This window comes from Methanoregula sp. (assembly GCF_049518935.1).
Lineage (GTDB): Archaea > Halobacteriota > Methanomicrobia > Methanomicrobiales > Methanospirillaceae > Methanoregula.
Genome location: NZ_JBEKRH010000007.1, coordinates 67,071 through 92,345 on the forward strand (window position 1 = coordinate 67,071; position 25,275 = coordinate 92,345).

The following is a 25,275-nucleotide window of genomic DNA, read 5'->3' on the forward strand; positions in this document are numbered from 1 at the left end:
TTTCCCGGACGCCTGATGGGCAACTATTAATGGTTCGTATACCCATGAATTGAGTTATGAATATTACTGCACTCCGGCCAAGGTTCATCGGGTATCTTGAACCGGTAGCAGAGGTTTTTGTCCGCCTCGGGATCACCCCCAACCAGATCTCCCTTATGGCGCTGCTTGCCGGTATAGCGTGTGCGGTTCTCTTCTTCATGCACCAGTTCCTCATCGGTGCTCTCCTCCTCCTGCTCTCGGCAATTTTCGATCTCGTGGATGGCAGCGTGGCCCGGAAGACCGGTGCCCACACGAACTTCGGCGCAGTTTTCGACTGGATCGTGGATAAATACGTGGACGGGCTTGCCCTTCTTGGCATCGGGCTTGCCGGGATCCCGATCATCAGCCAGTTCCTGCCGGTCCCGGCTGTAGCAGATTTCGGGGTTGTCGCATTTGCCATCATCGGGTCCCTTATGAACACGTTCATCAAGCCCGTTGTCTACGCAGAGATTGGGTACCGGGAAAAAGTTGAAGGGAAGATTGACGATCCCCTTGAGGGGGTCGGGTTTTTTGGCAGGCCGGAAACCTTTGTTGTCCTGATCCTCGGCGGTCTCTGCAATGTGATCTGGGTCTCGGTCATCATCATCGCAGTCTGCACCAACCTGTCGGCAATGCAGCGGATCATTTACCTTTATAAAACGCTTTCCTGACCTCGCCGTAATAGAGCTGGTACAGGTCATCCGCGAACTGCCCGAGTTCCGGAATGAGGGTAAAGAGGTTGTACGCGATGATGATCAGGAATATGAGTGCCGTCACTTCGGCAATGAAGTTGTGTGCCCAGAAGAAACTCTCGTATCCCGGCTCGCCGTTGCCTGCAATATCCTTGAAATACGGGAACCACTGGTCGGTATAAGCCATAATGACAAAAACATTGCGCAGGAGATTGAGAAAATAGATCGTTGGCGCGATGATCAGGAATGCCGCGATCTTCTGGCGCAGTGTTGTCGGGACCGCTGCGGCCACGCCAAGAAGGATCGCGATGCTCTGGATGCCGGTGCACCCCAGAATGATCTGGACGCTGTAGCCGTTCCGGGTAATGGTATCAAGCATCAGGTTTCCGCAGGCTGACGGGTCTATGACCAGCTGGGTTGCAGGATCCATGCAGGTAAGGGTGACGGCAAAATTCAGCAGGGCAAGGAGCCAGAGGATCTGGTTTACGACAAGGGCGATCAGCTGGTTGCCGAGCCAGGCGAAAAGGGGGATCTGGTCGAACCCGAAGGGTGCATAGATGAGGAACGCGACCGCTGCTGCCCGGGAAAGATGGAGCACACGCTCATCGCCGGCAAGGAGGTATTTTGCCGTTACTAAAAGGAAGGGAACGGACAGTGCCGCAATAAGCGGATACATGAAGTTATTCTCTTTGAAAAATTCCGGCAGCATGGCAAAGAGCGTCAGGACGATAAAAGTCCATCCTGCTATGGCGGCATACTTGCGGTGAGGACCCGGGATAAGGAACGCCAGGAATCCGGCGCAGGAAAGCAGGACCAGGTACTCAATCATTATAGGATTATCCACGCAATACCAAAAAAAGGATTCTGCCGTGCACATTGATATCCTCACCGGGAAGTACAAAATAACATAAAAAAATAAAAAAAACGCGTGCCTTTTGCCTGTTTTGGAAATACTGCTGCAATATCCGCAAATCCGGCCCCAGTCCTGATAAAAGGGTTAATCTTCTAGCATCACGCATACTATACCGATGTTCTGCCCTGAATGTAAGACGATGATGATCTCTTCCGGGGGTCAGCTCAAGTGCCGGAAATGCGGATATATCCGCAAGATAGAAGCAGCTGACCAGATGAAGACGCAGAAGATGCGCACGGAGAATGAGATCACGATTGTGGATGATGAGGATGATAAAATAAAAACCATGCCCACGATCCAGATCAAGTGCCCGAAGTGCGAGAACAACCTCGCGATCTGGTGGCTGCGCCAGCTGCGTGCTGCCGATGAGAGCGAGGTCAGGTTCTTCCGCTGCACCGAATGCAACCATACCTGGCGGCAGTACGACTAAGTTAGCAACTATTCCGATATCTCCATTTTTAAATCTCTTCCACCCATTATTAAATTCTTTTTTGACATCACGGGATCGTATCCGGTTCTCTGGCACAGGATTGGCTCTTCGAACCGCACCACAGCCGGGAGGTTTTGCAACTTCACGTCTTCGGGTCTGGAGGGGCTGGCAGAACCCCGGCGGGAGGAGGGAGGCGCAGCCGACCTTCGGGTTCTGATAACATTTCGGAAATCGAAGAATCCTTATGAATTCCTCTTCTCTTCAGGTTCTGACATGCTGGTTTTCTGTCGAAGAATCCTTATGAATTCCTCTTCTCTTCAGGTTCTGACACGCTGGTTTTCGGTCGAAGAATCCTTATGAATTCTTCTCCTCCTCCTGGTTCTGATGAACCAGTCGGAAAACAAACCGGAATATATTTCACTCTAGCATTTTCATTTTTACACAGTGGCAGACCATGGATGAAGTAAAAATATGCCCTCAATGCGAACGGTGTACTGATCCTGATCGGGAAACCTGTCCCTATTGCGGGAGTGTCTTTACGAAATCCACACCCGAAAAGAATACCCGGCAGGATCCTGTTCAGGACAAAGACAGCGACTCCTGGCAGAAGCAGGATACGGGTAACGGAGCCATCCTCCTCTCAACAAATCCGGAGAGGACCAGTTTTTTGTTCAAATACCTGATGGCCTTTTCTCCGATAGTGCTGGTGATTGTCTGTGTTTTTGTACGAATGATCCTTGAGCGGATGTTCCAGATCGGGTCGTCGTCATTTATTTCTGTAGTACCGGATATGATGTCCGGCTATACGACCGGCGCTCTCAACCAGTATGCGTCGCCAATAACCTATGCCACCAGTCTCACCATCCTGATGATCGCCCCGGTGGGCATCTTCATCTTTTTCGCATCGGTCGGGTGGTCGATGCGGCTGACTGAATTATGGACAAGCACCTCGCTGACACTTGGACTGAGCGGTGTGGCGGGGATGATAATGACAGCCTTGGCCGGGGTTTCACCGGCATCGGGCAATTACCTGCTCCTCCTGCTGCAGTGGATAGAATTCCTGGTCCAGCCGTTCTGTTTTGTGGCAGCGGTTATCGTTATTCTTGCAACCGAAAAGTTCCGGCGGTCCATACGGTACACCATCACCCGGGAGGGGTTGTGGATACGGGGGGGTTTCCTCTCTGTGCAGGAGCATATGGTCCCGCATGGCCAGATCGGAAGGATCGTATTTGAGCAGGATTTCCTCGGGTCCATGTTCAACTATGGGACGCTCATCCCGCAGAGCATGACCCGGTGGGGCCAGGAAATGTCACTCCGGGGCATCGGGGCCGCGGGACAGAAGGACAGTTTTGGCGCGGGGATCGGGTTTGCAAAAGGCCGCGAGGAGGGATCCCGGTATCCCCTTGACTGCCTGTACGGGATAGCGGACCCGAAAAGGGCACAGGCCATTCTCACGGAACTGATCTGCAGGCATGATAAACGGGAAGATGAGCAGGTCTCCTACCTGAAAAAGATTTACGAGACGAATGTGGCAAAGACGCCCCCCCGCGGGTCCGGTATACGGGATCAGGGACCGGCCATAGTCCCCGGGCGCAGCACGCATAACGATTTCAGTACCGCACCTTCCGGGAGTGTGTCAACGGAGGGGGAGATGCCGGAATATACAGAGCCTGCGGTGATCAGGATACATGATGACGCAGTCCCGGTGACGAGAATGAGTCCTGCCGGTGGCAATGCCAGGGAGATCCCGCCCCTGGCAAAGACCGAAATCCACGCCCCTCAGGGAACCTATCCCGCCGAGTCTGTTCTCGATCAGATCAAAAAGCTGGGAGAACTCAAAAATTCGGGGATTATTACGGAACAGGAATTTACTACGAAAAAAACAGAACTGCTCAAACGGTTGTAATCGTAAAAAAGAATTTTACTGTCCCGTGCACCGGGAGAAAAAAAGAAGGGTAAAGTACTATTTTAGCCCCTGATATTTCAAATAAAATTTTCCGATAATACTTCTTGGATCAATCATTCAGACGCTCCCAGGGGCTTCGGCAATGCCTCCGCCCCCGCCGCTGTGGCGACCCCCACATAGCGATATATCCGCATACAGTTTTCATAACACGAAAAATGTATGCCGGCAAAACCTCGGTAACTTTTTCCATTTCAGTTCTGGTTACGAGAAATTTACGAAAATATCGTCGTAGAAATAAAGAAATTTAGGGGCTGTATTGGCACATTACCCAAAAAGAATACCGGAAAAATTTACAGCAGTCCCGGTGCCTTGACCCGGAACTTCTGCCAGAGCACACGTCCCATGACCCGGTAGGTGTAGTCCAGTTCTTCGAAACTGGGGATGCTGTGCTCCTTGAGCAGGTCCCTGCCGATGTTCATGGAGTCCCCGCCGAGCAGCGTGGCAACGAGCCGGTTCTGCGTCATTGCGGAGAACCTGAGGATCTGTTTGGCGATCTGCTCTGAGGTAAGGACGAGGTTCGGGAACGTGATGATGAAGGCGATGTCCCAGAGATCCTCGTGCTTTGCCAGCACTTCGAACGTCTTCTCGAACCGTTTCTCGGTTGCGTCGCCGAGCAGGTCGATCGGGTTGCCCTTGTTCCAGAATTCGGGGAGAAACTCGTTCATCTCGTCGATGACGCTCGCGGGCAGATCGACGATCTCGACACCGTACCGCTCTGCATAGTCAGATGAGAGCACGGCAAACCCGCCGGCGTTCGTTATTACAACGGCACGCTTGCCTTTCGGGTACCGCTTCGGATGGGCGAGCATCTGGGCTGCGAGGAATGCTCCGGTGAGGGTATGGACAGCAATCACGCCGGATTTCCTGAAGGCTTCCATGTATACCTCGTAGGAACCGGAAAGCGAACCCGTGTGCGAAGAGGCAGCGGCCTGTCCCCTGCGGGACGACCCGGCCTTGATCGCAATGACCGGTTTTACCTTGGCCACTTCGGAGACGACTTCCATGAAGCCCTTGCCATCGGTGATCTGTTCGATGTAGAGGATGATTGCCTTGGTCTTCTCATCCTTACCCACGTACCGGAGGTAATCGAGGAAATCGAGATCGGACTGGTTGCCCACGGAAATGACGTTCGAGAACCCGATGTTCTTGGCGAGGCTCCAGTCGACAACGGTGTTGATAATGGCGCCGCTCTGGGAGATGAACGCAATGTTGCCGGGCTTTGGCGACTGGTGGACATAGGTCGTGTCAATGCCCTTAGGGGGAATGATGACCCCAAGACAGTTCGGCCCGATGATGCGGGTCCCGTGCCCTTTTGCAATGGCGAGGACGCGGTCTTCCAGTGCCTTGCCGCCCTCTCCCATCTCCTTGAAACCGGCCGTGATGATCACGGCCATCGGGACACCCTTTGCCCCGCACTCTTCGATAACCCCCGGGACGTGTATTGCCGGTACCGTGATGACGGCAAGGTCAACCGGCGCCGGGATTGCGGTGATGGTCGGGTATGCCTTGAGCCCCTGGATCTCGCTCCTCTTGTTGTTGACCGGGTAGAGCTGGCCGGGGAAATGGAGGAGGTTGTGCATGACGGCATATCCCATCTTCGACGAGTCCTGGGATGCACCGATAACCGCAATCGAGCGGGGGTTGAAATATTCCATCGGGACCGGTGTCCGCACGAGCTTCTCAATGACCTTTATATCATCATCGACGATGATGCGTGCATCGACAGCACAGGCACCTTTCTCGTACAGCCGGATCGGGTTGATGTCAAATTCTACAACCTGCCCGTTGTCCTCAAAGAAGCGGGCCACGTTGATAATGATCCGGACAAGTACCTCCTCGTCACGGGGTTTTGCGCCACGGTACCCGGCAATGAGCGGGTATGCGTTGATCTCCTTAATCATCTGGCGGATCTCTTCTTCCGAGATCGGCAGGATGCGCAGGGTCACATCTTTCATGAGCTCGACCATGGTCCCGCCCATACCAAACGTGATCACCTTGCCAAACGCCGGATCCGTCCTGCCACCGATGATCAGCTCGAGGCCGGGTTCGGCCTGCTGCTCAACGATCACACCTTCGATGTGGGCTTCGGGATCGTAGGCCTTTGCCCCGTCAATGATCTTCGTGAATGCGCCAAGTGCCGCTTTCCTGCTGCCGATACCGACAATCACACCGCCGGCATCGCTCTTATGGACGATCTGGGGCGAGATGATCTTCATGACGACCGGACAGCCCATGCGTTCACAGGCATGCGCTGCATCTTCTCCGCTTTTCACGATCTGGTATTCGGGGACAGGAAGATCGTACTTCCTGAGCATATCATATCCTTCTGCTTCACTCAACATTTTCTGGGTCACTGATTTCACCTCGATACTGTTGTGGTCTGTTCTCCTTCTGGAAAACGGGTTGCTGTGTTGGGAGAATGCGTGCAGAAGGGTTCATGTGAACAAGACTCTTGCCCGCACTTTGGCTTTTTTAAAAATTTGGTATGGCTGGATTTAAATTTGCTGTAATCCCGGAATCTTACACCGGCGTGAATTGGTGGCAGAAATGGGCAGATTTCCGCAATCAAAACCACAAAATTAATTAGAATTCATCATTATTGATAATGTAGATTAGAGGTACTCCATGGCAGAGAGCGCGGATCCAAAACCGGAAGTGAAGTACTATACCCCGGATCCTTCCTATCGCCAGAACAGCTGGATGGGGGATTACACCTGGGCCTATAATGAATTCTTAAAAGATCCCGAGGCGTTCTGGGCGAAGATCGCATCCAAACTGTACTGGTATGCTCCCTGGGAGAAGGTCCGGGAATGGAACTACCCGTACGCAAAATGGTTTGTCGGCGGCAAGACCAACATCACCTACAACTGTCTCGACCGCCATGTGCTCGGGAAGAACCGGAACAAGGTGGCGCTCATCTGGAAAGGCGAGACTGACGAGGAGGAACGGGTCTTCACGTACCGCCAGCTCCTCCGGGAAGTGAACCGGTTTGCCAACGGCCTCAGGGAGCTTGGTGTCGGCAAGGGCGACCGGGTCTGCATCTATATGCCGATGATCCCGGAACAGGTGATCGCCATGCTCGCCTGCGCCCGCATCGGGGCGGTGCACAGCGTCGTATTCGGTGGCTACGGTGCCGCGGCCCTTAACCAGCGGATCGTTGGTGCCGGTGCAAAAGTGGTGATCACGGCCGACATGGCCGTGCGCAGGGGCAAGTCGATCCCGCTCAAGCACGTGATCGAAGAGGCAATTATCAACGCCCCTACCGTTGAACGCCTGATCGTCCTGCGCAGGGAGACCGGGAGGCCGGTCGAGATCCACAGCGAGATGGAGATGGACTTCTATGAAGTGACGAAGGATATGTCCCCCGAATGCCATCCCGAAGTGATGGACTCCGAGGATCCGATGTTCATCCTTTACACGAGCGGGACCACGGGGGCTCCCAAGGGGATCGTGCATACCTGCGGGGGATACATGGTCGGTGTGTATTACACGACCAAGTACATCTTCGACCTCAAGGAGAGTGACGTGTACTGGTGTACTGCCGATCCCGGCTGGATCACCGGGCACTCCTATGTGGTCTACGGCCCGCTCGCGGTCGGGGGGACCATCCTGATCTCGGAGAATACCCCCGACTATCCCGATCCCGGGATCTGGTGGAAGATGGTCGAGGAGTACGGCGTGAGCATCCTCTATACCGCCCCGACTGCGATCCGCATGTTCATGAAGCTGGGAGAGGAGTGGCCGGACAAGTACAACCTCAACTCCCTGCGTATTCTCGGTTCCGTGGGCGAGCCCCTGAACCCGGAGGCGTTCGAATGGTTCTACCATGTGATCGGCAAGGACCGGTGCCCGATTGTGGACACCTGGTGGCAGACCGAGACCGGTATGCACATGATCACGACTGTACTTGGCGAACCCATGCGGCCCGGGTATGCCGGCAAGTCGATCCCCGGTGTAGTCGTCGACGTGGTGGACAAGGACGGGAAGCCGGTGAAACCGGGAGAGAGCGGCCTGCTTGTCATAAAAGAACCCTGGCCTGCCATGATGCGGACCGTGTACAATAACGATGAACGGTACCGCAAGTACTGGGAAGCCGTCCCGGGTTGTTACCTTGTCGGCGACCTCGCCATCAAAGGAACGGACGGCAACATCATGGTGATCGGGCGGTCGGACGACCTGATCGTGGTGGCCGGGCACAACATCGGGACTGCCGAAGTTGAGAGCGCGCTGGTCTCCCACAAGGCCGTGGCGGAGGCAGCGGTCATCGGGAAGCCGGACCCTCTCAAGGGTAACACCATCAAGGCATTCGTGACGTTGAGAGTGGGTCATACACCCAGCGACAAACTCAAGAATGAGCTCATCTACCATGTGCGGATCACGCTGGGTCCCATCGCCATGCCCTCGGAAATTGAGTTCATGGACTCCCTCCCCAAGACCCGCAGCGGCAAGATCGTCCGGCGTGTGCTCAAGGCAAAGGAGATGGGGGCAGACCCCGGGGACGTCTCGACACTCGAAGAATAAGTGACGGATCCAAACCCAATTTTTTAAATACTGTTTTGTGGCATTTATAAATATGAAGGTCAGGCCAGAAGACTCCCTCAAGATCGAAAATATCGTTGCCTCTGCCAAGGTGACGGATTATCTTGATCTGCCCGCTCTTGCATCCAAGATTAAGGATGCTGAATATAACAAGAAGCGGTTCCCCGGTGTTGTCTTACGTATGCAGGACCCGAAGATCGCAGCGCTTGTCTTTGGATCCGGCAAAGTCGTTCTCACCGGTGCCAAGAGTATCGACAGCCTGAGCAAGGGCCTCAACATTCTTGGCGGGCTCCTGCGCAAGCAGGGAATTGATATTCCCAAGAAGCTCGAATACAAGATCCAGAACATCGTCACTTCGGCCGATCTCGCCACGCCCATCAACCTCAACAAGATCGCGGTGGGGTTCAACCTCGACAAGATCGAATACGAACCTGAGCAGTTCCCGGGGCTCGTATACCGTCTCGACGTCCCCAAGGTCGTGGTCCTGCTTTTCGGTTCGGGCAAGCTGATCATCACGGGCGGCAAAGAACCGGAAGATGCAAAGAAGGCAGTCATCAAGATCCTTTCGGACCTGCGCAGCCTGGGACTTCTCTGAAAAAACCCTGATGTGTTGCGCGTGATCGCGCCGCCGGGATCGATGAATACTGGGGAAAAAATCCCTTTTTCTTTATATGATGAACATTATCCGTTCGTCTTTGAAGTTTCTTCACCTATATAGTTCCCATGGTCATCGACTGGCAATAACAGAGGCTATATATCCTATTTTAGATAATTGTTGTACAGAGTCTCAAAAAAAGTGGATGTGATGTAATGAGAACTGAGAACGTAATGTATTTTACTGAAAAGGAAGAGGAGTTTGCAAACCTCCTCATCGAGATCGGAACGAAGAGGAACGTGGCAAAGGTACTCGTCTTTTTGGCCAACACCCCTGAGGCGACCTCCCGTGCCATCGAGCGCGGCACCGACCTCCGGCAGCCCGAAGTCAGCATTGCCATGCGCTACCTGATCGAGCAGAACTGGATCTCCAGCAGGGAGAGCAAGGCCGAGAGCAAGGGCCGCCCGGTCAAGATCTACGAGCTGGCAAAGCCCATCCATGAGATCATGGACAGCATAGAGAAGGAAAAGAAGAAAGAAGCCAACAACCAGCTGGCCCTGGTCCAGAAATTACGGGATTATATCCGCTGAAGATATAATCCTGCACTCTTTTTCATTTCCGATAATCACCGTTGTCTTATCGGCAAACCCGGTGAAGAGCCCGCTCCCGAGAACACCGGCGATCCTCGCGATCTCCGCTTCGAGCAGGGCAGGATCTGCAATACTATCGAAGGTACAGTCAGCAATGAAATTCCCGTTATCCGTGATGACCGGGCCGTCTTTTCTCACTCCTTCCCGGATCACCGGTTTACAGCCCAGCCCCCGCAACTGGGCAAGGACGGGCGTGACCGCAAACGGGAGGATCTCGACCGGCACCGGGGCACGCAGCCGGGGGACGACTTTCTGCCCGTCTGCCACAACGATGAACCTGAATGCCGCAGCAGCAACGCATTTCTCCCGCAGGAGGGCGGCTCCCCGTCCCTTGATCAGGAACAGGTGCGGGTCCACTTCGTCCGCGCCATCGATTGCCAGATCTATTGACGGGTAATCGTCCAGCGTTACCACCGGGATGCCGTACTCCCGCGCCCGGATCGCGGTCTGGTACGAGGTCGGGACTCCCGACACCTTCAGGCCCTCTTCCCGGATGCGGGCGGAGAGCCGTTCGATCATATAGAAGACCGTCGAACCGGTACCAAGGCCGATGACGTTGCCGTCTTCCACCATATCCGCGGCCCGGAACCCGGCCGCAGTCTTTGCCGCCGTGAGGGCGCGTGCCTTCTCATCCATGTAAGAGGTACGTATCAGTGCGGGGATAATTAAAACTGGTGCTGGCAGGAGAAGAGGCAGATGCCAGAAGATCAGGGAGTGAAGATCTTTTTTATCTCATCGTGGGCATCATGGGCCGTGCAGTCGAGGGTGATGGGTGTAACGGATACGTTCCCTTTCCTGACGGAATGGACATCGGTCCCTTCTTCGGCATCCTCGTAGAGCGGGCCATTGATCCAGTAATATGGCCTGCCCCGGGGATCGAGCCTCTTCTCGACACCGGTGTGGAAGAGCTTGTGGGCGAGCCGTGTCACTTCGTACCCGCCTTTCACCTGCGAGGGGATGTTCACGTTGATCACGTCCGCATGGGGACAGAACCCGTGTTCGAGTACCCGCGAGACCACGTCCCGGACGATCTTCTTTGCCTCGTCGAAGCTCTGGCCATAGGAGCTCGGGTCGTCGAACTTGTCCCCCTGGTCCTCGACCTGGAGGGAGAAGGCGATCCCCTTCGTCCCCTGGTTGGAGGCTTCCAGTGCGGCACCTACCGTGCCGGAGGTCATGATCGATTCGAACGAGAGGTTCTCCCCGATGTTGATCCCGCTCACTACCATGGTGGGGTTGAGCTTCAGGGCATACAGCCCGATGATCACCGCGTCGGTGGGCTTGCCTGCCACCGACCAGGCGGGATGTCCGTTCATAACGATCCGGCTCGCCCGCAGGGGTTCGAAGATCGAGATCGAACGGCCGACCGCGCTCTGCTGGGTGGCCGGGGCGACCACGGTTACATCGGCAATGGGGGTGAGCGCATCGTACGCGGCCCAGAGCCCGGAGGAGCTCACGCCGTCATCATTGGTCAGCAGGATCGAGGGTCTCATGTGCTTTCCTGTATAGCTGCATGCCCCCAAATAGTTCACTGATCGGTGAACTCATTTTCCATGAGCGCATACCAGAGAACGATGAAGGTCCTCCTTGCTGAATACACGGTCTCGCACGATCCCTTGCTCGCCCACGAGGGGGCGGGGATGCTGTCGGTGCTCCAGGCCAGTTTCGAACGCTGCGGCCATGAGGTTGTCGTGCCGGGCACAGGCGACTTCGGTGAGGAGATCTCGCGCCTTGCCCCCCTCTGCGACATGGGGCTCGTGATCGCCCCGGACCAGCTGCTCTCGAAGTACACGTTCCTCCTCGAGCAGGCCACGCACAACCTCGGTTGCGGATTCATGACGGTAGCGCTCTGTGCAAACAAGGTCCAGACCGGCAGGATTCTGCGTGAGAACGGCGTTCCGGTTCCGGCCGATGCGGGAACCGGCAGGCGCGTAATAAAGCCCGTGAAGGGCTGCGGGGCGCAGGGTGTCCGGTTGTCGGAAGGCCAGCCAGGCGAAGGTGAGTTTTCCGAGGAGTTTATCGAAGGCGAGAACTATTCGGTGAGCCTTATCGCAAACCGGGTGATCGGGGATGCCTGCCTGTTCTTCTCCGGCAACCCCCCGCTCATCCTTGCCGTGAACAAGCAGGAAATTGCGATCGGTACCGATGGTTCGTTCCGGTACCTTGGCGGAGAGACACCAGTCCACCCGGCCCGCGAGAAGGAGATCGTGGATGTGGCCCGGAAGACGGTCGGAGTACTCGGCTGCCAGGGCTATTGCGGGGTGGACGTGGTCGTCGCTGACAAGGTGTACGTAGTGGACGTGAACCCACGGATCACGACCAGCCTCGTGGGGATTGCCGCATGCATGCAGGAGGAGATCGCGGAGCTGCTGATCGCTGCCTCGAAGGGCCAGGGGCCAAAAGAAGCCCATCTCTCGGGAAGCGCCCGGTTCGATACAAACGGGAAGGTCACCAGGATATGATTGGGATCGACGTCGGAGGCGCGAACCTGAAAGTGGTGGACGAAAAAGGAGTTCATATCCACTACTGCCCTCTCTGGGAGAAGGCGCCGATAACCGCCCTCCTTGAACCATATGCCCGGGGGAACGATACCCCCTCCGTAGTCGTGATGAGCGGGGAACTTGCGGACTGCTTCAGTAATAAGATGCAGGGGATCTCCTTCATCGTGGACGCGGTCCGGCGTGCGTTGCCGGCTGCGCAGTTTTACGGCACGGACGCCGCGTTCCATGCCGGGGCCGTGCCGGCACTGGCAGCCGCAAACTGGCTCGCATCGGCGGATTACCTCCGCGAAAAGTATCCCCATGCGGTCCTCCTCGACATCGGCAGCACGACCGCGGATATCATCCCCCTCGGCCGGTTCGACGAACTGCTGGGACTCACCGATCTTGCCCGGCTCCAGCAGGGGTATCTCGTATACACCGGCATGCTCAGGACGAATGTGGCCACACTCCTCCGGGCCGTTGACCTCGGGGGCGTGCGGACACCGGTCAGCAGCGAGTACTTCGCCACGAGCGCCGATGCTCATCTCGTGTTCGGGACGATCACGGCCGAAGAGTACGGTTGCGATACCCCGGACCATAAGGAGAAGACCCGGGACGCCTCCCTGCGACGGCTGGCCCGGGTGGTGTGCGCAGACCTCGAAGAGATTGGCGAGGAGGGCGCTGTGCAGATCGCCCGGCAGTTCCGGGATGCGCAGTGCACCCTGGTCTGCGATGCCGTGAGGGTGTGTACTCTGGAAGCGGGAGCGGATTCGATCGTTGTCGCGGGGATCGGAGCGCCGTTCTTTGCCGGGAAGCTTGACGCGATTGACCTGAACCGGGTGCTCGGGCCGGTGGCGGATGCCCTGCCGGCGTTTGCGGTCCGGGAGATTGCGATGAGGGACGGGGAGTTTTCATAATTGGTTTTTGCGGAGGGGACAGTACCTGTCCCCCCGCACCGCCCCTGCGCTTAACGATGACGCAGGAATTACCTTTTTCGGGAGAAAGAGAATAAGGAGTTTGGCAGCCATCAATTATGGTAACTCAATAAAATAGTCACCTTTTTGCCCCGCCGTGCCTCATCTCTCATGAGATTCAGCAAGTTGAAGAACCATCAGGTTCTTCGAAGACCTGCGGTCTTCTCATGTCTCAAGTCTGAAGACTTTCGACATTCTCCAGTCAATCCTCGCTGAAGCGACGATTGCCTCCTCGGAGAGGCCCTGAGACGGGGAACCCTCGTTAATGGTGAGAAGTTCTCAATTTTTTTATCAAATTTCCGCTATGTATTCTGGAATTTTCGTCTCTTCTCATTCAATCACTGTCACTGCCCTCATGAGGAACCTGCGGTCCCGGCGCATGCACAGCACCGGGAGGCCGGCGTCCCGAGGGAAACCCGCAGGCAGCGAGCACATCCGCACCCGTGATACGTTCTCCTTCCGGGACAGCTGCCGCGAGATTGGCAAGGGTGAGGACCGAGAACGGCAGCCGCATACCAAAGACATCGGCGGTCTGGATCTCCGTGGTGTGTTTCTTTGCATAGAGCAGGCAGCTCGTCCGGTCAACGATCACGCCCATTGCTTCGAGCACTCGTGCTGCCCGCCCCGCGGGCATGGTGGCCGAGAGCGTCACACAGAGATCGATGACCGGTGACCCTATCCGCGTGTCCGGGTAGAACGGCTCGTCCGCATAGCAGAGCCGGCCGCATTCCCGGCAGCGGAACCTTTTCACCTTCACGTGGATTATCCGGGTCCCCTTCTCATCTGCGATGACGGCAAATTGTTTCTCTTTCATATCGTGGCCAGTGACGGCCCCGCCACAGTCCGGGCAGGCAGCAAGCTCGGTGAACGCGATATCATCCAGAGATGTGAACGCGTTCAGGATAATGGCTGCGGCCATGGGGGGGATGCGTGGCGGTTTCATGGGCGGTCCTGCGGATCCTTTCTTTCCTGCTTCAGCATACTGCGCTTTTTTCCTTTTCTGCAGTACTGTACTGACAATACTATACTACGCGACCATATCAACCCACCGTTATTCATCATTTTTTGTAAATATTTCACTAACCTTATATACCGTCAGGTCAGACATTGTGTGTTCGAGGTTAGAACATGGATTTCAAATACGTACCAAGCACCTGCCCCTACTGTGGCAACGGTTGCGGTATCAACCTGGTCGTCAAGGACGGCCAGTTTGCCGGGATCTCTCCCTGGCAGCGCAACCCTGTCAACGAGGGGAAGGTCTGTATCCGCGGGAACAAGTCGTTCGAGTTCGTCAACAGCCCGGCACGGCTTACCACCCCCCTCATAAAGAAGGACGGGAAGTTTGCAGAGGCAAGCTGGGAAGACGCCTACAAGGAGATCGCATCCGCGTTCAAGGCCGTAAAGGGAGACGCAATTGGTGTTGTTGCCTCCGCACGGAACAGCAACGAGGACTCCTTTGTCTTAAAGAACTTCGCAGCGAACGTGCTGAAGACTGCGAACATCGACTACTGCGGCCGCCGCTGCAATGCCGATGCAGTCAAGGGCCTCGCCGAGGCCTTCGGCGCCGGTGCAACCACCAACTCCCTCACTGACCTGAGCGAGGCAAAGGCAATCCTCGTCGTGGGCAGCAACCCGCTCGAGGAGAACCCGCTCGCAGGCCGCAGGATCATCATCGCCAAGCAGAACGGCGCAAAGATCATCGTAGCCGACGCCCGCAAGACGGCAACTGCACGGCTTGCCGACATCCATATCGCCTGCAACCCGGGCACCGGTGTCGCGCTCGTCAACGGTATCATCAACGCGATCATCAAGGCCGGCAAGGAGAACAAGGACTTCATCGCGAAGAGGACCAGCAACTTCGACAAGACCAAGGCATCTGTCGCACCCTGCACCCCCGAAGCAGTCGCCAAGATCGCCGGCATCGATGCAAACCTTGTCACCAGGGTAGCCGAGATCTTCGCGGAAGCCCAGCCAGCGGCAGTAGTCACCTCCGCCGGTGCAGGCTCAGGGGACCTTATCCGGGCCCTTGCAAACCTTCAGCTCGTCACCGGGAACGTAGGCAAGGCCGGTGCAGGGGTCAACCTCCTCCGCGGCAAGTCCAACGCCCAGGGGGCAGCCGATGTAGGCGCAGTCCCCGGCGATGGCGGCCTGACCGTTCCGGCCATGATCGATGCGGCAGCAGCCGGCAAGATCAAGGCAATGTACGTAGTAGGCGAAAACATCGCCTCCGCAGGCGCCCATGTCACCGACGCCCTCGGCAAGCTCGACTTCCTCGTTGTCCAGGACCTCTTCCTGACCGAGACCGCCGCGAAGGCAAACGTTGTCCTGCCCTCCGCCTCCTTTGCAGAGCGCGACGGCACCGTCACCAACGCCGAGCGCCGTGTCCAGCGGATCCGCAAGGCAATCGAGCCCGTCGGCACCTCAAAGGCAGACTGGCAGATCATCTGTGATATTGCAAAGGCAATGGGACACGACAAGGACTTCGCGTTCAAGGATGCAGAAGCCATCTTCAGCGAGATTGCAAAGGCGGTTCCCGCATATGCAGGCATCAACTATGCAAAGCTCGAGAAGCCTGAAGCAGTCCAGTGGCCCGCAGCAGGCGGCGTCTTCGGCACCGCGTTCCTGTATGCTGACAAGTTCAGCACCAGGGACGGCAAGGCAGCCTTTGCAGCAGTCGAATACAAGGCCGGCGAAGCAGCCGGTGCAGATTACCCGTTCATGGTTGCCGCACAGTGGCCCATGGGCACCCTGTCCAGCAACAGCGCGTCTATTGTCCGTGAATGGCCCTTCCCGGTGGTCTACATCAACAAGGAGGATGCAAAGGCCCAGGGTATCATCAACGGCGACGCAGTCAAAGTCTCCGGCAAGGCCGGCAGCGCAGTAGTCGCGGCCAAGGTCACCGCCGACATCAAGCAGGGTGTCGTCTCCATGCCCGCAAGCTTTGCGGCTGCGGCTGTCAAACTCGAGAAAGTAAAGGAGGAAGCATAACATGGCAAAGAAAGGCGACATGCTCTATGCATGGACCAATGATGCAGACATCAAGAAGAAGGCCGAACTCGGTGGCGCAGTAACCGCAATCTGGAAGCATGCGCTCGACACCAAGGCCGTCGACGCGGTGCTCGTCATCTCCAGGGGCAAGGATCTCTACGATGCAAAGCCGACCCTTGTCAGGACTTCCGCGGAACTCGCAAACACTGCCGGTTCCCTCCACTGCGGTACCCTCCTCCTCCCGAAGCTCGTGAAGAAATACCTCGAAGGCTCCGAGAACATGAAGCTCGGTGTTACCGTCAAGGGCTGCGACGCGATGGCGTTCTACGAACTGGCCAAGCGCAAGCAGATCAACCTCGACAACGTGGTCATGATCGGTGTCAACTGCGGTGGGTCGGTCAGCCCGGTCCTCGCCCGCAAGATGATTGCCGACAAGTACGGCGTTGACCCGGACGTAGTCCACAAGGAAGAGATCGACAAGGGACAGTTCATCATCGAGTACGAGGGCGGCCACAAGGGTATCTCCGTCGACGAGCTCGAAGAGCACGGCTATGGCCGCAGGTCCAACTGCCGCCGGTGCAAGATGAAGGTCCCCCGCCAGGCAGACCTTGCCTGCGGTAACTGGGGTGTCATCGGCGAGAAGGCCGGCAAGGCAACTTTCGTCGAGGTCTGCTCCGAGAAGGGTGCGAACCTGGTCAACGGCGCCGTCAAGTCCGGCGTTCTTGCAACCGAGCCCGCGAACCCCAAGGGCCTCGACATCCGCGGAAAGGTCGAGGGCGCAATGCTCAAGCTTGGCGAGAAGTGGCGCAAGAAGGACTTCGAAGCACTCGGCGAGGGCAAGGACCGGCTGAAGAAGATCATGTCCGAGACCTCCCGCTGCATCAAGTGCTACAGCTGCATCTCGGCCTGCCCGATCTGCTACTGTGTCGACTGCACCACGAAGAACCCGTCGTACATCACCCCCGGCGAAATCCCCCCGAACTTCATGTTCCACCTCATCCGCTTCGCCCACATCGCCCCGTCCTGTGTGAACTGCGGCCAGTGCCAGGAACTCTGCCCTGCGGAGATCCCGAACGCGCTCTTCATGCACGCCCAGCAGGTCGAGCTCGAGAAGATGTTCGGCCACACCCCGGGTATCTCCATGGAGCTCCCGATCCTCGCGTACGCAGAGGAGAGAGTAGAGCGTGAACGCCTGCACAACACCGGCAGCGACATGATCTACCTCAACGTGTTCAACCCGATGAAGCAGCACTAACCTCAATCATACTTTTTTTGCGGCATCTGCCAGTACCGTTATTTTGTGTCAGGGATTCCTGTACCCCGGGATATACGGAAACCAGCGATCTGTTTTCCGCAATCTTCAATTACCATCAGGAAGAATCTGGAACTGTTCAGATTGCCGGCGATGGGGTCCGCCGTATAACCGCTTTCCTGAAGCTGATGACTCCTACCAACCAATATCGGGAGGTTATCATGCCGGCAGATGCAGTTCCGCTCATAATGGGTATTCTCATATTCTTCGCGAGTCTCATATCCCTGAGACTCGGATTTTCGGTAGCGATCATTGAAGTGATTCTCGGGGTCCTGTTCGGTAATCTCGGTTTCATCCAGTCCGAGCCATGGATGCTGTACCTCGCGACATTCGGCGGGATCATCCTGACATTCCTTGCGGGTGCGGAGATCGATCTTGACCTGATGCGGGAGAAGTACCGGGAAAGTTTCCTGATCGGGTTCTTCTCGTTCATTATTCCGTTTGTTGTCGTTACCGCCTATACGTATTATTTCGCTGGATGGAGCCTGCAGTCAGCGTTGATCGGCGGCACTGCGCTCTCGACAACCTCGCTTGCGGTGGTCTATTCGGTCCTGGTGGAGAGCCGGATGTGCCAGACGGGATACGGGAAGATCATCATGGCTGCAACCTTTGTGACGGACATATGTACTGCGATCGCGTTGAGCGTCCTGTTTCTCCAGCCCACCGTGTATACGCTCGTGTTCATCGTCGTCTCCCTGGCAGTCATTTATCTTGCCATGCAGTACTCGCACCTCCTGTTCACGCATCCCCTGATCAAGAACCGCGTGGTTGAACCGGAAGTGAAATTCGTCCTGCTCCTGCTCCTGATCTTCATGTACTTCGGCAGCCTCGGGAACGGGCAGGCTGTCCTGCCGGCGTTCCTGCTTGGCCTGCTGATCGCAAAATACCGGACAAAGGACCGGTGGTTTACGGAAACCGTTGAGATGAAGGGGATCAGCGTAAAACTCCGCATCATCGCCTATGCGGTGATCACGCCGGTCTTCTTCATTGTCGGGGGGATGAATGTCTCCGTGCCGATGATCCTGTCCGCGCTCGGGCTGTTTGTCATATTGTTCGGCCTGAAGATCTTCAGCAAATTTGCCGGGGTGTACAAACTCTCGAAGAAATTCATCCCGGATGCGAGCATGTATTCCACGCTCCTCATGTCCACGGGGCTCACGTTCGGGACGATCGCGAGCGTGTTCGGGTTATCGATGGGGTACATCAACCAGCAGCAGTATTCCGTGCTGATCGGGGTCGTCATCGCGAGTGCCGTTATCCCGACGTTTATCGCCCAGAAATGGTTCAAGCCCCTGCACTCCGAAGACCTCGGGGATATGAAATTTGACGGATGGAACCCGCAGTGATCTTTCACGGAGGTCCCTGAACGGGAGACTGTCCGTTACCGGCGTGGTATCAGTACATCCGGTTCATGGGCAGTAGATAGTGCCATCCGAGCAGTTCACGACACGTGCACTCATCGGGCACTCCGCTGAAGTATGGGCACAGTAACCGTCAGGACACCGGAACGGCTGGTAGGCCGGGCAGGCATTGTGCATACTCACCGATGCATCCCGGCTGGTGTTTCCGGAAGTGTCATCGCTGATGACCGTGATGCCGGTCTCCGCACCGCTGCCGGTAAATCCCGGGGTGGTGAAGACCGGTACTACCGGGGTCGTCATCTCCGGCCCGAGGGTCGTGGTTGTTGCCTTTACCTGGGTGGACGTGGATGAAGAGGTGCAGCCGGCAAAAAAGATCGCAGCAACTATGCATGCGAGGAGGATAAAGTGATGGACGGTCCGTCTCATAATCTCCGGTATGTGACGGCAGTGGTGTAAAAGGTTCCGGAACGGGGGGCTTTGCACCCAACGTCCTCTGTTGACCCGGACTTTTTGGTGCAGACCCCGGACTTTGGGTGCAAAACCGTTCAGGGAACGTTGACATGACTTTTAACAACTATACACATGGCAGTGCGTGGCGTGACGTGTCCTAAAAAAAGATTACCTGGTTGGGAAAAGATTACTTGGTTGGGGTTTTTGTATCACATTTCATTGCCATTGCCATTTTAATTGCCAGTATAATCATTAATACGCCGGCAATTATAAGACAAACACCCGTTACATACAGCGTACCGAGACTCATAGCCCCACCAACTACCAGGGCAAGTCCAATTAAGACCAATAATATGGCCGCTACTACTTTACTCATGTTAGTACCTCCCATGAATCTGTGGCAGCCTGGAACTTTCACCGGGTAAGAATCTCACGGGACAAAGAAGCTCAAGGGACAAGCTACCAGATACGCTTATGGAGAGTCCGGTTGAAAAAGATATTCTTTCCCACTCGCAAGCCCGGTCATCACTGGTTTGATATGGGTGGGATCGCCAGGACCTGTGCGCAGGAAGTCCGGTGAGATGCCGTTTTCCTGTATTTCATGAATTACCCCCATTAATAAACAGGGTTTCCACAATTCTCTTTTTTACTACATCCTGAGTATTTCGTTCCTGTGTTGCCGGCAGGATGCCAGGGTGCACGTCATGGACTTCAGGTGCAGAACAGGGTTTACGTGCAAAGCCGGAACGGGGAGTGGGTACGCCCGGGAAAACGATCAGAACCCTGGCTGGAGCCCGTCGCTGATCGATCTCTTCTTCTCCGCGTTGAGCCCGGCAATGTAGTCCTCGTACCGGTGAATGCGGGTGCTGACCGGGAAGGGGATACCGATCGTGGAGATGATCGCCTCGCCGGTATCAAGGGTCTGGATCTCGATCTCCATCTTCGAGAGGTCCTGTTTTGCGCTGCCCATGATGATCTCCCGGTCGCCCCGGTCGCCGAGTCCCATCACCACGAAGGTGCTGATCTGGGCGAGCACTTTCTGGTCGATGTTCTTGGGCTGCTGGGTCACTACGCAGAGCCCGACCCCGAACTTCCGGCCTTCCATGGCACACTCCCGGAAGATCTGGGTGGAAGAGCCGCCGGCCCCGAGCACCCGCTGTGCTTCCTCGATGGTAATGAGGACCCGCTTCTGCTCCGTGGGCTCGGTCTCCATCCCGAACTCCTCGGCCGAGGTCCGGTGCGCCTGCATGATCCTTCTGGTGATCATCGAGAGGACGAAGAGCTCGCTCCGTTCGCCCATGCGGGGGATGTCGATGAGGACCACCTTGTTGTCGTGCAGGTACTTCAGGATCTCCGGCACGCACGAGCCCGTCTCACGGAAGAACTTCCGGTTGCCCTGCACGATATTCCTGACCCGGCGCTGGATCACAACGAGGGTGCCGGGCTGGAACGCCCCGAGTTTCCCGGCGATCCCGGGATACGGCCCGGTGTACCGGTTCGCCCGGACCTCGTCCTGGAGCGTATCGACATTCGCCTCCATGAAGAACCGGATCACCTCGCTGCCCTTGTATTCGCCGAGGGTCTCGACCACGTCCCACTGGGCCTGCGAGAGATCGTAGAGGAGACCGAGGTCGGTCATCCGGAAGTCCTCGTAGTCGAGCCAGAGGCTGTTGAGGGAGTACTTCTTCCGGTCGCTCTCGCTGATGGTGAAGACGGCGAGGCCGTCCCTGCCTGCGCTGTAGTGGACGAGGCCGAGCGTCCGCTCCCCGGTGCTCGACTGCCCGCCCCGCACGTACTCGCCGTGGGGGTCGACCATCAGGAGGCCGAACTTCTGCATTTTCATGCAGGATGCGCAGAAGGTCTTCATGAAGTTGGACTTGCCCATGCCGGTGGTGGCAAAGACGCCCATGTGCTGGGGGAGGACCCGGCTCGGGATCTTTACCGGAAGATCCTTGAGCACGCCCTGCCCGGTCCGCATGACGCCGACCTCGATATCCCCCATCACTTTTGTCAGGAACGCAAAGTCCGCGGTCCCGGGTATTTTTACTTCGGAGAACTTGGTCGGGACGGTTCGGGGTTTCCGGAAGACCCCGTTCTCGTCAATGAAGCCGAGTGGCACTGCTTCGACACCGAGAAAAACATCTTCTCCGAGGCCGTAGAAATGCTCGCTGAACGGGCGGGTGTCCCATCGTTCATCGGCAAAGTTGGACTCGTGGACAAGGTCGCTCACTTTTGCATAGAACGAGTACCCCTTGGCAGTATCGGTGATCTTCAGGATGTCCCCGACAAAGAGTTTCGCGGAATGGGGGATGATAAACCGGTACGAGAGTACGCTTTTTCCGATCAGCCGGAATTTCGTAGTGTCCACTGTTTCAATATCGTTCAAAGTCACCATGTAAATCACCAAAGAGGTCTTCAAAAGTCCTGTTCCGGATTCCCTGTCTTGAGAGGCCGGCTTTTACATCCTGCTGTATCTGCTGCACGAGCGGCTCGTCGATCACGACCGTACGGTGGGCGTCGAGGAGCGGGTAGGGATACCCCGGGATCCTCCCGTCATCGGCAAAGGCCGCGAGCGCCCGGAACGTTGCCGCTGCGGTCGCTTCGTCCGTCTCTTTCGGGAGCTCGATCTTGAGCGGCCTGCTGTACTGGGGGTGGAGCGAGGCCACATAGATCTTCCCGTGCCTCCCCTGCCGGTACTCGGCATGGTCGAGGAGGTGTTCGTCGATGGCAGTCCACCACGCGCCGGCGATGCCGATCTGGGCCACGAGGCCGGCGAGCGCGGGGAGGAGCGGGTGACCCCCGCCCCACGTGGCCCGGGTACGCTTCGCAACGGCCGCGAGGAGGAGCCCGCGTTCCTGTGCCGTATGGATGATGTCGGCAAGGACCGGCTCGTGGTTCTGGCTGGAGACCCGGAGCGCCCCGTCGATCAGCATGAGCGCTCCCGGCGGAAGCGTGGCGGCGGTCCGGTGGGCGACCCAGTACTCCAGCGTGTCGCGGAGGATCGCCGAGGCCCGCTCCGGGTCAGCGTTGTCGAGGCCTTTGTGGGGCAGGTCGCCGAAACACTCCCGGAACAGGTCATCGAAGTCATGGTTCCGGTGGCCGGGGCCGATGGTGACGAGCGTGAGGGGCGTTGCGGCCCGGCCGGCCCGTTCGCTCCCGGCAAACGTGGTCCGTGCCGCCCGGATCGCGGCGATGGCTACGCTTCCCCCTTCGAGCACCATCGCGTTGGAGCCGTCGATCGCGCTCACGGTGCCGGACGGCCCGGGCTGGATGGGGCGGATGTCGTCCCGGACGATCCCGCTCCTCTCCGCGAACTTCGCCACCAGATCTTCCGGGACATGGTCGGCAATCCGCCGGAGCGCCTTCTGCACCGACTCCTCGTACGAGGTGCGGGTGTCCATCACTCCACCTCCCGGACCCGGCTCGCCTGGTCCGTGCCCATCTCGACGATGAGCGTGTTCGCAAACTCGCCCTGCATCTCCGGGATATGGGAGATGAGGAGGATCTGCGGGAACCGGGACTCCTGCGTCCTGAGGGTGGTGAGGAGGTTTGCCCGCCGCTCCTCGTCCTGGCTCCCGAAGATCTCGTCGAAGATCAGGAACGTGCTCTCGTGGACCTGGTGGAGCTCGGCGAGGTACCGCGAGAGAGCGATCCTGAGGGCGACCGCGATGTCGTCCTGCTCGCCACCGCTGAAACGGTCGATCGGGTAATCGTCATCCGCGTCCCGGACCACGAGGTTGAAGTCCTCGTCCAGGAGCACCTGCTCGTACCTTCCGCCCGTGATCTCGCTGATGATCCGGCTTACCTCGCCCTCGATCCGGGACCGGACCACCTGCATGAGGTAGATGACGTACTCGGCGATGACGGCCCGGGTCAGCTTCAGGAGCTCGATCTCGTCCTTCTGTGCCTGCACATGCTGCTTCAGGAGTGCGATCTGTTCGGCGGCTTTCTTGTGGTCCGCGATCTTCTCCTCCGTGAACCGGAGGTCCTTTGTTGCGCTGTTGATGGCGATCTCCTCGTTCCGGAGGGCCGTGTCGGTATCGGCCACGGATTTTTCTAACTTTGTGACTTCGGCGGGATCGAATGCAGCCGCTTTGATCTGCTCTGTGAGCGCTGTGAGTTCGGTGTCCCGTCCCGCGATCTTTGTGGTGAGCTCGGCGAGGTGCTGCTGTGCCATCAGCCCCTGCCCGATCTTCTTCTCAAGCTCGATCGCCCGCATCTGGACCTCCTGGATCCCGGTGGTCTCCCGTTCGCAGGCCTGGTAGACCTCGTCTTTGTAATCGAGCTTCCCGAGGGACTCGGTGATCGCCATCTGCTCCTGTACCTTCTTCGCGTGCTTTCCTTCGAGCTCGGCAAGCTCGGTCTCGTACACCGGCTTTTGCCGGAGTTTCTCCGTGAGGGTGCGGATCGCGTCGAGCGAGGGTCGCAGGGCCTCGATTGCGGCCTTCTCCTTCCCGAGCTTCTCCTGCCGCTCCAGGTCCGCGACCGCTTTGTCGCTCAGTTCCTGGATCTTCGTGTTGAATTCTGCGTCAAGGTTTCCGAAGTGGTCCCCGAGCTTCTGCCGGCAGAGCGGGCAGACCCCGTCAGCGCCGGCCGCGTGGATCGTCTTCTGGTCGGCGAGGATCTTCTCCCGCTCCTCCTTATACCGTTCCAGCTGTGTGGAAAGCGTGCCGTCCCGTTTATTGATCTCGGCGAGCCGGAAGCTGGCAGCCTGTTCGAGCCGGTCCTCGGTGATCTCCTGCTGAGTCCCGAGGCCCGCCCGGACCTTCGCCACGAGCTCCGCCTTCTTCTGCACGTCCGCGTCGAGCTCGTTGATCTTCGCCTTCTGCTTCCCGGCCCGGGCCGCGAGATCGGCAAGCTCCTTGGTGGCGAACCCGAGCTCCGCGTTCAGCCGGAGGTACTCGTTCCGCTTCTCCCGGAGCCCGTCCAGCCGCTGGCGCATCTCCTCGTAGGAGCCGGCAACATCTTTTATCCTGTTGAACTCCGCTTCTTCGTCCTTCACGAGCGCGATCGCGGCTTCGAGCTTCCGTGCCTGTGCCGTATCCTTATCCCGTTCGCTGCGGAGGGTCTGCTCCTGCTGCTGGAGCCGGGCAAACGCGGTCTTCTTCTCGGCAAGGACTTTGAGGTGCCCCTCGTACTCCTTCCGCTTCATGGCGAGGAGGTCGCGGGCTTTCGTGTGCTCCGCGATCGCGGCACGGAACCCGGCCACCGAGGCCTGGAGCCGGGCGAACTCCTCCTCGCTTTGCCGGCCTGCCATTGCTGCGAGCTCCCCCTCCTTCCGCTGGAGCTCGCCGGTCTTCGCATCGATCCGTTCCTTTAAGATCTTCTGGCTCTCGGTGTTCAGGTAATCGATCCCGAGCGCCCGGAGGAACCACTCCTTCCGCTTTGCCGGCGTGTTGTCGAGCAGGGTGAGGAGGTCTTTCTGGCCTGCATAGATGGTGTTCCGGAAGTCCACCGGCCCCATCCCGAGCGTCCGCTTCACCTCCGCTTCCACGTCGCTGACACCATGCGCCCGTTCCTTTCCGTCTTTATAGAAACTCGCCTCGTGGGTAGCTGTCTTTCCCTTCCTGAATGTGCGGAGGACTGCGAAGTTGTCCCCGCCGATCCGGAACTCAAGCCGTACCTCGCACTTCTCCTTCGGACCTGCGAACGAGGAGACGATGTAGTCCGCGGAGATCCCGGTCGCCTGGACGCCGTAGAGCGCAAAGAAGATCGCCTGGACTATTGAGGACTTCCCCGTGCCGTTGTTCCCGAGGATGCCGGTGATCCCGTCTTTGAATTCGATCGTCTCGTTCCGGAAGCGCTTGAAATTCCTGAGGATGAGCCGGTCGAGGATCATGGGAGGGCTCCTTTCCTACGCTCTTGGGGGCTCTGCCCCCGCCGCGTGGGCATCCCCCGGTTGCGAGTGCG

21 protein-coding genes and 1 riboswitch are annotated in these 25,275 nt (G+C 57.5%); of the genes, 11 read left to right on the plus strand and 10 right to left on the minus strand.

The genetic code is table 11. The features are described 5' to 3' along the window. Positions 1–56: 56 nt before the first annotated feature. Positions 57–689, plus strand: coding sequence for a CDP-alcohol phosphatidyltransferase family protein (locus ABSE13_RS06660; protein ID WP_424027730.1), 633 nt, complete (start codon positions 57–59; stop codon positions 687–689). Here ABSE13_RS06660 and artA read toward each other — a convergent pair. Further along, entirely contained in the window at positions 661–1,539 is an 879-nt protein-coding gene (gene artA / locus ABSE13_RS06665) for an archaeosortase A (RefSeq protein ID WP_424027731.1), read from the minus strand. The two genes, ABSE13_RS06660 and artA, sit on opposite strands and share 29 nt — an antisense overlap. 199 nt (positions 1,540–1,738) lie before the next feature. Between artA and ABSE13_RS06670 the strand changes: the two genes are divergently transcribed. Beyond that, a complete protein-coding gene (locus ABSE13_RS06670; protein WP_424027732.1) occupies positions 1,739–2,053 on the plus strand; it encodes a transcription factor S in 315 nt (104 codons plus the stop codon). Positions 2,054–2,507: 454 nt separating this feature from the next. After that, positions 2,508–3,959 (plus strand): PH domain-containing protein, encoded by a 1,452-nt coding sequence (locus ABSE13_RS06675; RefSeq protein ID WP_424027733.1) that lies wholly within the window; start codon positions 2,508–2,510, stop codon positions 3,957–3,959. Between the two features lie 350 nt (positions 3,960–4,309). Here the strand turns inward: ABSE13_RS06675 and ABSE13_RS06680 are convergent, their stop codons facing one another. Continuing rightward, positions 4,310–6,373 (minus strand): acetate--CoA ligase family protein, encoded by a 2,064-nt coding sequence (locus ABSE13_RS06680; RefSeq protein WP_424027734.1) that lies wholly within the window; start codon positions 6,371–6,373, stop codon positions 4,310–4,312. A gap of 271 nt (positions 6,374–6,644) precedes the next feature. On the opposite strand from ABSE13_RS06680, the gene acs reads away from it, so the two are divergent. The 3 genes from acs to mreA all read left to right on the plus strand — a co-directional run bounded on the left by acs (position 6,645) and on the right by mreA (position 9,743). Continuing rightward, the gene (gene acs, locus ABSE13_RS06685) at positions 6,645–8,540 is read left to right on the plus strand and encodes an acetate--CoA ligase (RefSeq protein WP_424027735.1); all 1,896 of its coding nucleotides are present in this window, start codon (positions 6,645–6,647) and stop codon (positions 8,538–8,540) included. 52 nt (positions 8,541–8,592) lie between these two features. Next, positions 8,593–9,153 (plus strand): TATA-box-binding protein, encoded by a 561-nt coding sequence (locus ABSE13_RS06690; RefSeq protein ID WP_424027736.1) that lies wholly within the window; start codon positions 8,593–8,595, stop codon positions 9,151–9,153. Between the two features lie 215 nt (positions 9,154–9,368). Further along, positions 9,369–9,743, plus strand: a complete 375-nt coding sequence (gene mreA / locus ABSE13_RS06695; protein WP_424025095.1) for an MreA family transcriptional regulator — start codon at positions 9,369–9,371, stop codon at positions 9,741–9,743. Here the strand turns inward: mreA and rpiA are convergent. Then, on the minus strand, positions 9,723–10,439 hold the full coding sequence (rpiA, locus tag ABSE13_RS06700) for a ribose-5-phosphate isomerase RpiA (RefSeq protein WP_424027737.1): 717 nt from the start codon (positions 10,437–10,439) through the stop codon (positions 9,723–9,725). The genes mreA and rpiA overlap by 21 nt on opposite strands. A 71-nt stretch (positions 10,440–10,510) precedes the next feature. Beyond that, entirely contained in the window at positions 10,511–11,293 is a 783-nt protein-coding gene (gene surE, locus ABSE13_RS06705; RefSeq protein ID WP_424027738.1) for a 5'/3'-nucleotidase SurE, read from the minus strand. A gap of 81 nt (positions 11,294–11,374) precedes the next feature. Between surE and ABSE13_RS06710 the strand changes: the two genes are divergently transcribed. Continuing rightward, complete coding sequence (locus tag ABSE13_RS06710) at positions 11,375–12,262, plus strand: ATP-grasp domain-containing protein (protein WP_424027765.1); 888 nt, start codon at positions 11,375–11,377, stop codon at positions 12,260–12,262. Beyond that, positions 12,259–13,197 (plus strand): hydantoinase/oxoprolinase family protein, encoded by a 939-nt coding sequence (locus ABSE13_RS06715; RefSeq protein WP_424027739.1) that lies wholly within the window; start codon positions 12,259–12,261, stop codon positions 13,195–13,197. The genes ABSE13_RS06710 and ABSE13_RS06715 overlap by 4 nt, the downstream gene beginning before the upstream one ends. Before the next feature lie 391 nt (positions 13,198–13,588). On the opposite strand, the gene ABSE13_RS06720 is transcribed toward ABSE13_RS06715, so the two are convergent. Next, positions 13,589–14,197, minus strand: coding sequence for a hypothetical protein (locus ABSE13_RS06720; protein ID WP_424027740.1), 609 nt, complete (start codon positions 14,195–14,197; stop codon positions 13,589–13,591). Between the two features lie 185 nt (positions 14,198–14,382). On the opposite strand from ABSE13_RS06720, the gene ABSE13_RS06725 reads away from it, so the two are divergent. The 3 genes from ABSE13_RS06725 to ABSE13_RS06735 all read left to right on the plus strand — a co-directional run bounded on the left by ABSE13_RS06725 (position 14,383) and on the right by ABSE13_RS06735 (position 18,900). After that, a complete protein-coding gene (locus ABSE13_RS06725) occupies positions 14,383–16,242 on the plus strand; it encodes a molybdopterin oxidoreductase family protein (RefSeq protein WP_424027741.1) in 1,860 nt (619 codons plus the stop codon). A gap of 1 nt (position 16,243) precedes the next feature. Then, positions 16,244–17,497, plus strand: a complete 1,254-nt coding sequence (locus tag ABSE13_RS06730) for a Coenzyme F420 hydrogenase/dehydrogenase, beta subunit C-terminal domain (RefSeq protein WP_424027742.1) — start codon at positions 16,244–16,246, stop codon at positions 17,495–17,497. Between the two features lie 137 nt (positions 17,498–17,634). Beyond that, positions 17,635–17,699, plus strand: a riboswitch (Fluoride riboswitch). 16 nt (positions 17,700–17,715) lie between these two features. Then, positions 17,716–18,900: a cation:proton antiporter gene (locus tag ABSE13_RS06735; protein WP_424027743.1), complete on the plus strand. Its 1,185-nt coding sequence runs from the start codon at positions 17,716–17,718 to the stop codon at positions 18,898–18,900. A 63-nt stretch (positions 18,901–18,963) separates the two neighbouring features. On the opposite strand, the gene ABSE13_RS06740 is transcribed toward ABSE13_RS06735, so the two are convergent. From ABSE13_RS06740 to ABSE13_RS06760, 5 genes are all read right to left on the minus strand, one after another. After that, positions 18,964–19,341: a hypothetical protein gene (locus ABSE13_RS06740; protein WP_424027744.1), complete on the minus strand. Its 378-nt coding sequence runs from the start codon at positions 19,339–19,341 to the stop codon at positions 18,964–18,966. A gap of 211 nt (positions 19,342–19,552) precedes the next feature. Continuing rightward, positions 19,553–19,741, minus strand: a complete 189-nt coding sequence (locus ABSE13_RS06745; protein WP_424027745.1) for a hypothetical protein — start codon at positions 19,739–19,741, stop codon at positions 19,553–19,555. A 399-nt stretch (positions 19,742–20,140) separates the two neighbouring features. Beyond that, on the minus strand, positions 20,141–21,760 hold the full coding sequence (locus tag ABSE13_RS06750; RefSeq protein ID WP_424027746.1) for an ATP-binding protein: 1,620 nt from the start codon (positions 21,758–21,760) through the stop codon (positions 20,141–20,143). Continuing rightward, positions 21,738–22,766 (minus strand): DNA double-strand break repair nuclease NurA, encoded by a 1,029-nt coding sequence (locus tag ABSE13_RS06755; RefSeq protein ID WP_424027747.1) that lies wholly within the window; start codon positions 22,764–22,766, stop codon positions 21,738–21,740. Before ABSE13_RS06755 ends, ABSE13_RS06750 begins: the two co-directional genes overlap by 23 nt. Beyond that, on the minus strand, positions 22,766–25,204 hold the full coding sequence (locus ABSE13_RS06760; RefSeq protein WP_424027748.1) for an AAA family ATPase: 2,439 nt from the start codon (positions 25,202–25,204) through the stop codon (positions 22,766–22,768). The genes ABSE13_RS06755 and ABSE13_RS06760 overlap by 1 nt, the downstream gene beginning before the upstream one ends. Positions 25,205–25,275: the final 71 nt, after the last annotated feature.

Coding starts and splice junctions, on each gene's coding strand:
- ABSE13_RS06660 (WP_424027730.1), top strand. CDS start 57: ATGAATATTACTGCACTCCGGCCAAGGTTCATCGGGTATCTTGAACCG.
- artA (WP_424027731.1), bottom strand. CDS start 1,539: ATGATTGAGTACCTGGTCCTGCTTTCCTGCGCCGGATTCCTGGCGTTC.
- ABSE13_RS06670 (WP_424027732.1), top strand. CDS start 1,739: ATGTTCTGCCCTGAATGTAAGACGATGATGATCTCTTCCGGGGGTCAG.
- ABSE13_RS06675 (WP_424027733.1), top strand. CDS start 2,508: ATGGATGAAGTAAAAATATGCCCTCAATGCGAACGGTGTACTGATCCT.
- acs (WP_424027735.1), top strand. CDS start 6,645: ATGGCAGAGAGCGCGGATCCAAAACCGGAAGTGAAGTACTATACCCCG.
- ABSE13_RS06690 (WP_424027736.1), top strand. CDS start 8,593: ATGAAGGTCAGGCCAGAAGACTCCCTCAAGATCGAAAATATCGTTGCC.
- mreA (WP_424025095.1), top strand. CDS start 9,369: ATGAGAACTGAGAACGTAATGTATTTTACTGAAAAGGAAGAGGAGTTT.
- rpiA (WP_424027737.1), bottom strand. CDS start 10,439: ATGGATGAGAAGGCACGCGCCCTCACGGCGGCAAAGACTGCGGCCGGG.
- surE (WP_424027738.1), bottom strand. CDS start 11,293: ATGAGACCCTCGATCCTGCTGACCAATGATGACGGCGTGAGCTCCTCC.
- ABSE13_RS06710 (WP_424027765.1), top strand. CDS start 11,375: ATGAAGGTCCTCCTTGCTGAATACACGGTCTCGCACGATCCCTTGCTC.
- ABSE13_RS06715 (WP_424027739.1), top strand. CDS start 12,259: ATGATTGGGATCGACGTCGGAGGCGCGAACCTGAAAGTGGTGGACGAA.
- ABSE13_RS06720 (WP_424027740.1), bottom strand. CDS start 14,197: ATGAAACCGCCACGCATCCCCCCCATGGCCGCAGCCATTATCCTGAAC.
- ABSE13_RS06725 (WP_424027741.1), top strand. CDS start 14,383: ATGGATTTCAAATACGTACCAAGCACCTGCCCCTACTGTGGCAACGGT.
- ABSE13_RS06730 (WP_424027742.1), top strand. CDS start 16,244: ATGGCAAAGAAAGGCGACATGCTCTATGCATGGACCAATGATGCAGAC.
- ABSE13_RS06735 (WP_424027743.1), top strand. CDS start 17,716: ATGCCGGCAGATGCAGTTCCGCTCATAATGGGTATTCTCATATTCTTC.
- ABSE13_RS06740 (WP_424027744.1), bottom strand. CDS start 19,341: ATGAGACGGACCGTCCATCACTTTATCCTCCTCGCATGCATAGTTGCT.
- ABSE13_RS06745 (WP_424027745.1), bottom strand. CDS start 19,741: ATGAGTAAAGTAGTAGCGGCCATATTATTGGTCTTAATTGGACTTGCC.
- ABSE13_RS06750 (WP_424027746.1), bottom strand. CDS start 21,760: ATGGTGACTTTGAACGATATTGAAACAGTGGACACTACGAAATTCCGG.
- ABSE13_RS06755 (WP_424027747.1), bottom strand. CDS start 22,766: ATGGACACCCGCACCTCGTACGAGGAGTCGGTGCAGAAGGCGCTCCGG.
- ABSE13_RS06760 (WP_424027748.1), bottom strand. CDS start 25,204: ATGATCCTCGACCGGCTCATCCTCAGGAATTTCAAGCGCTTCCGGAAC.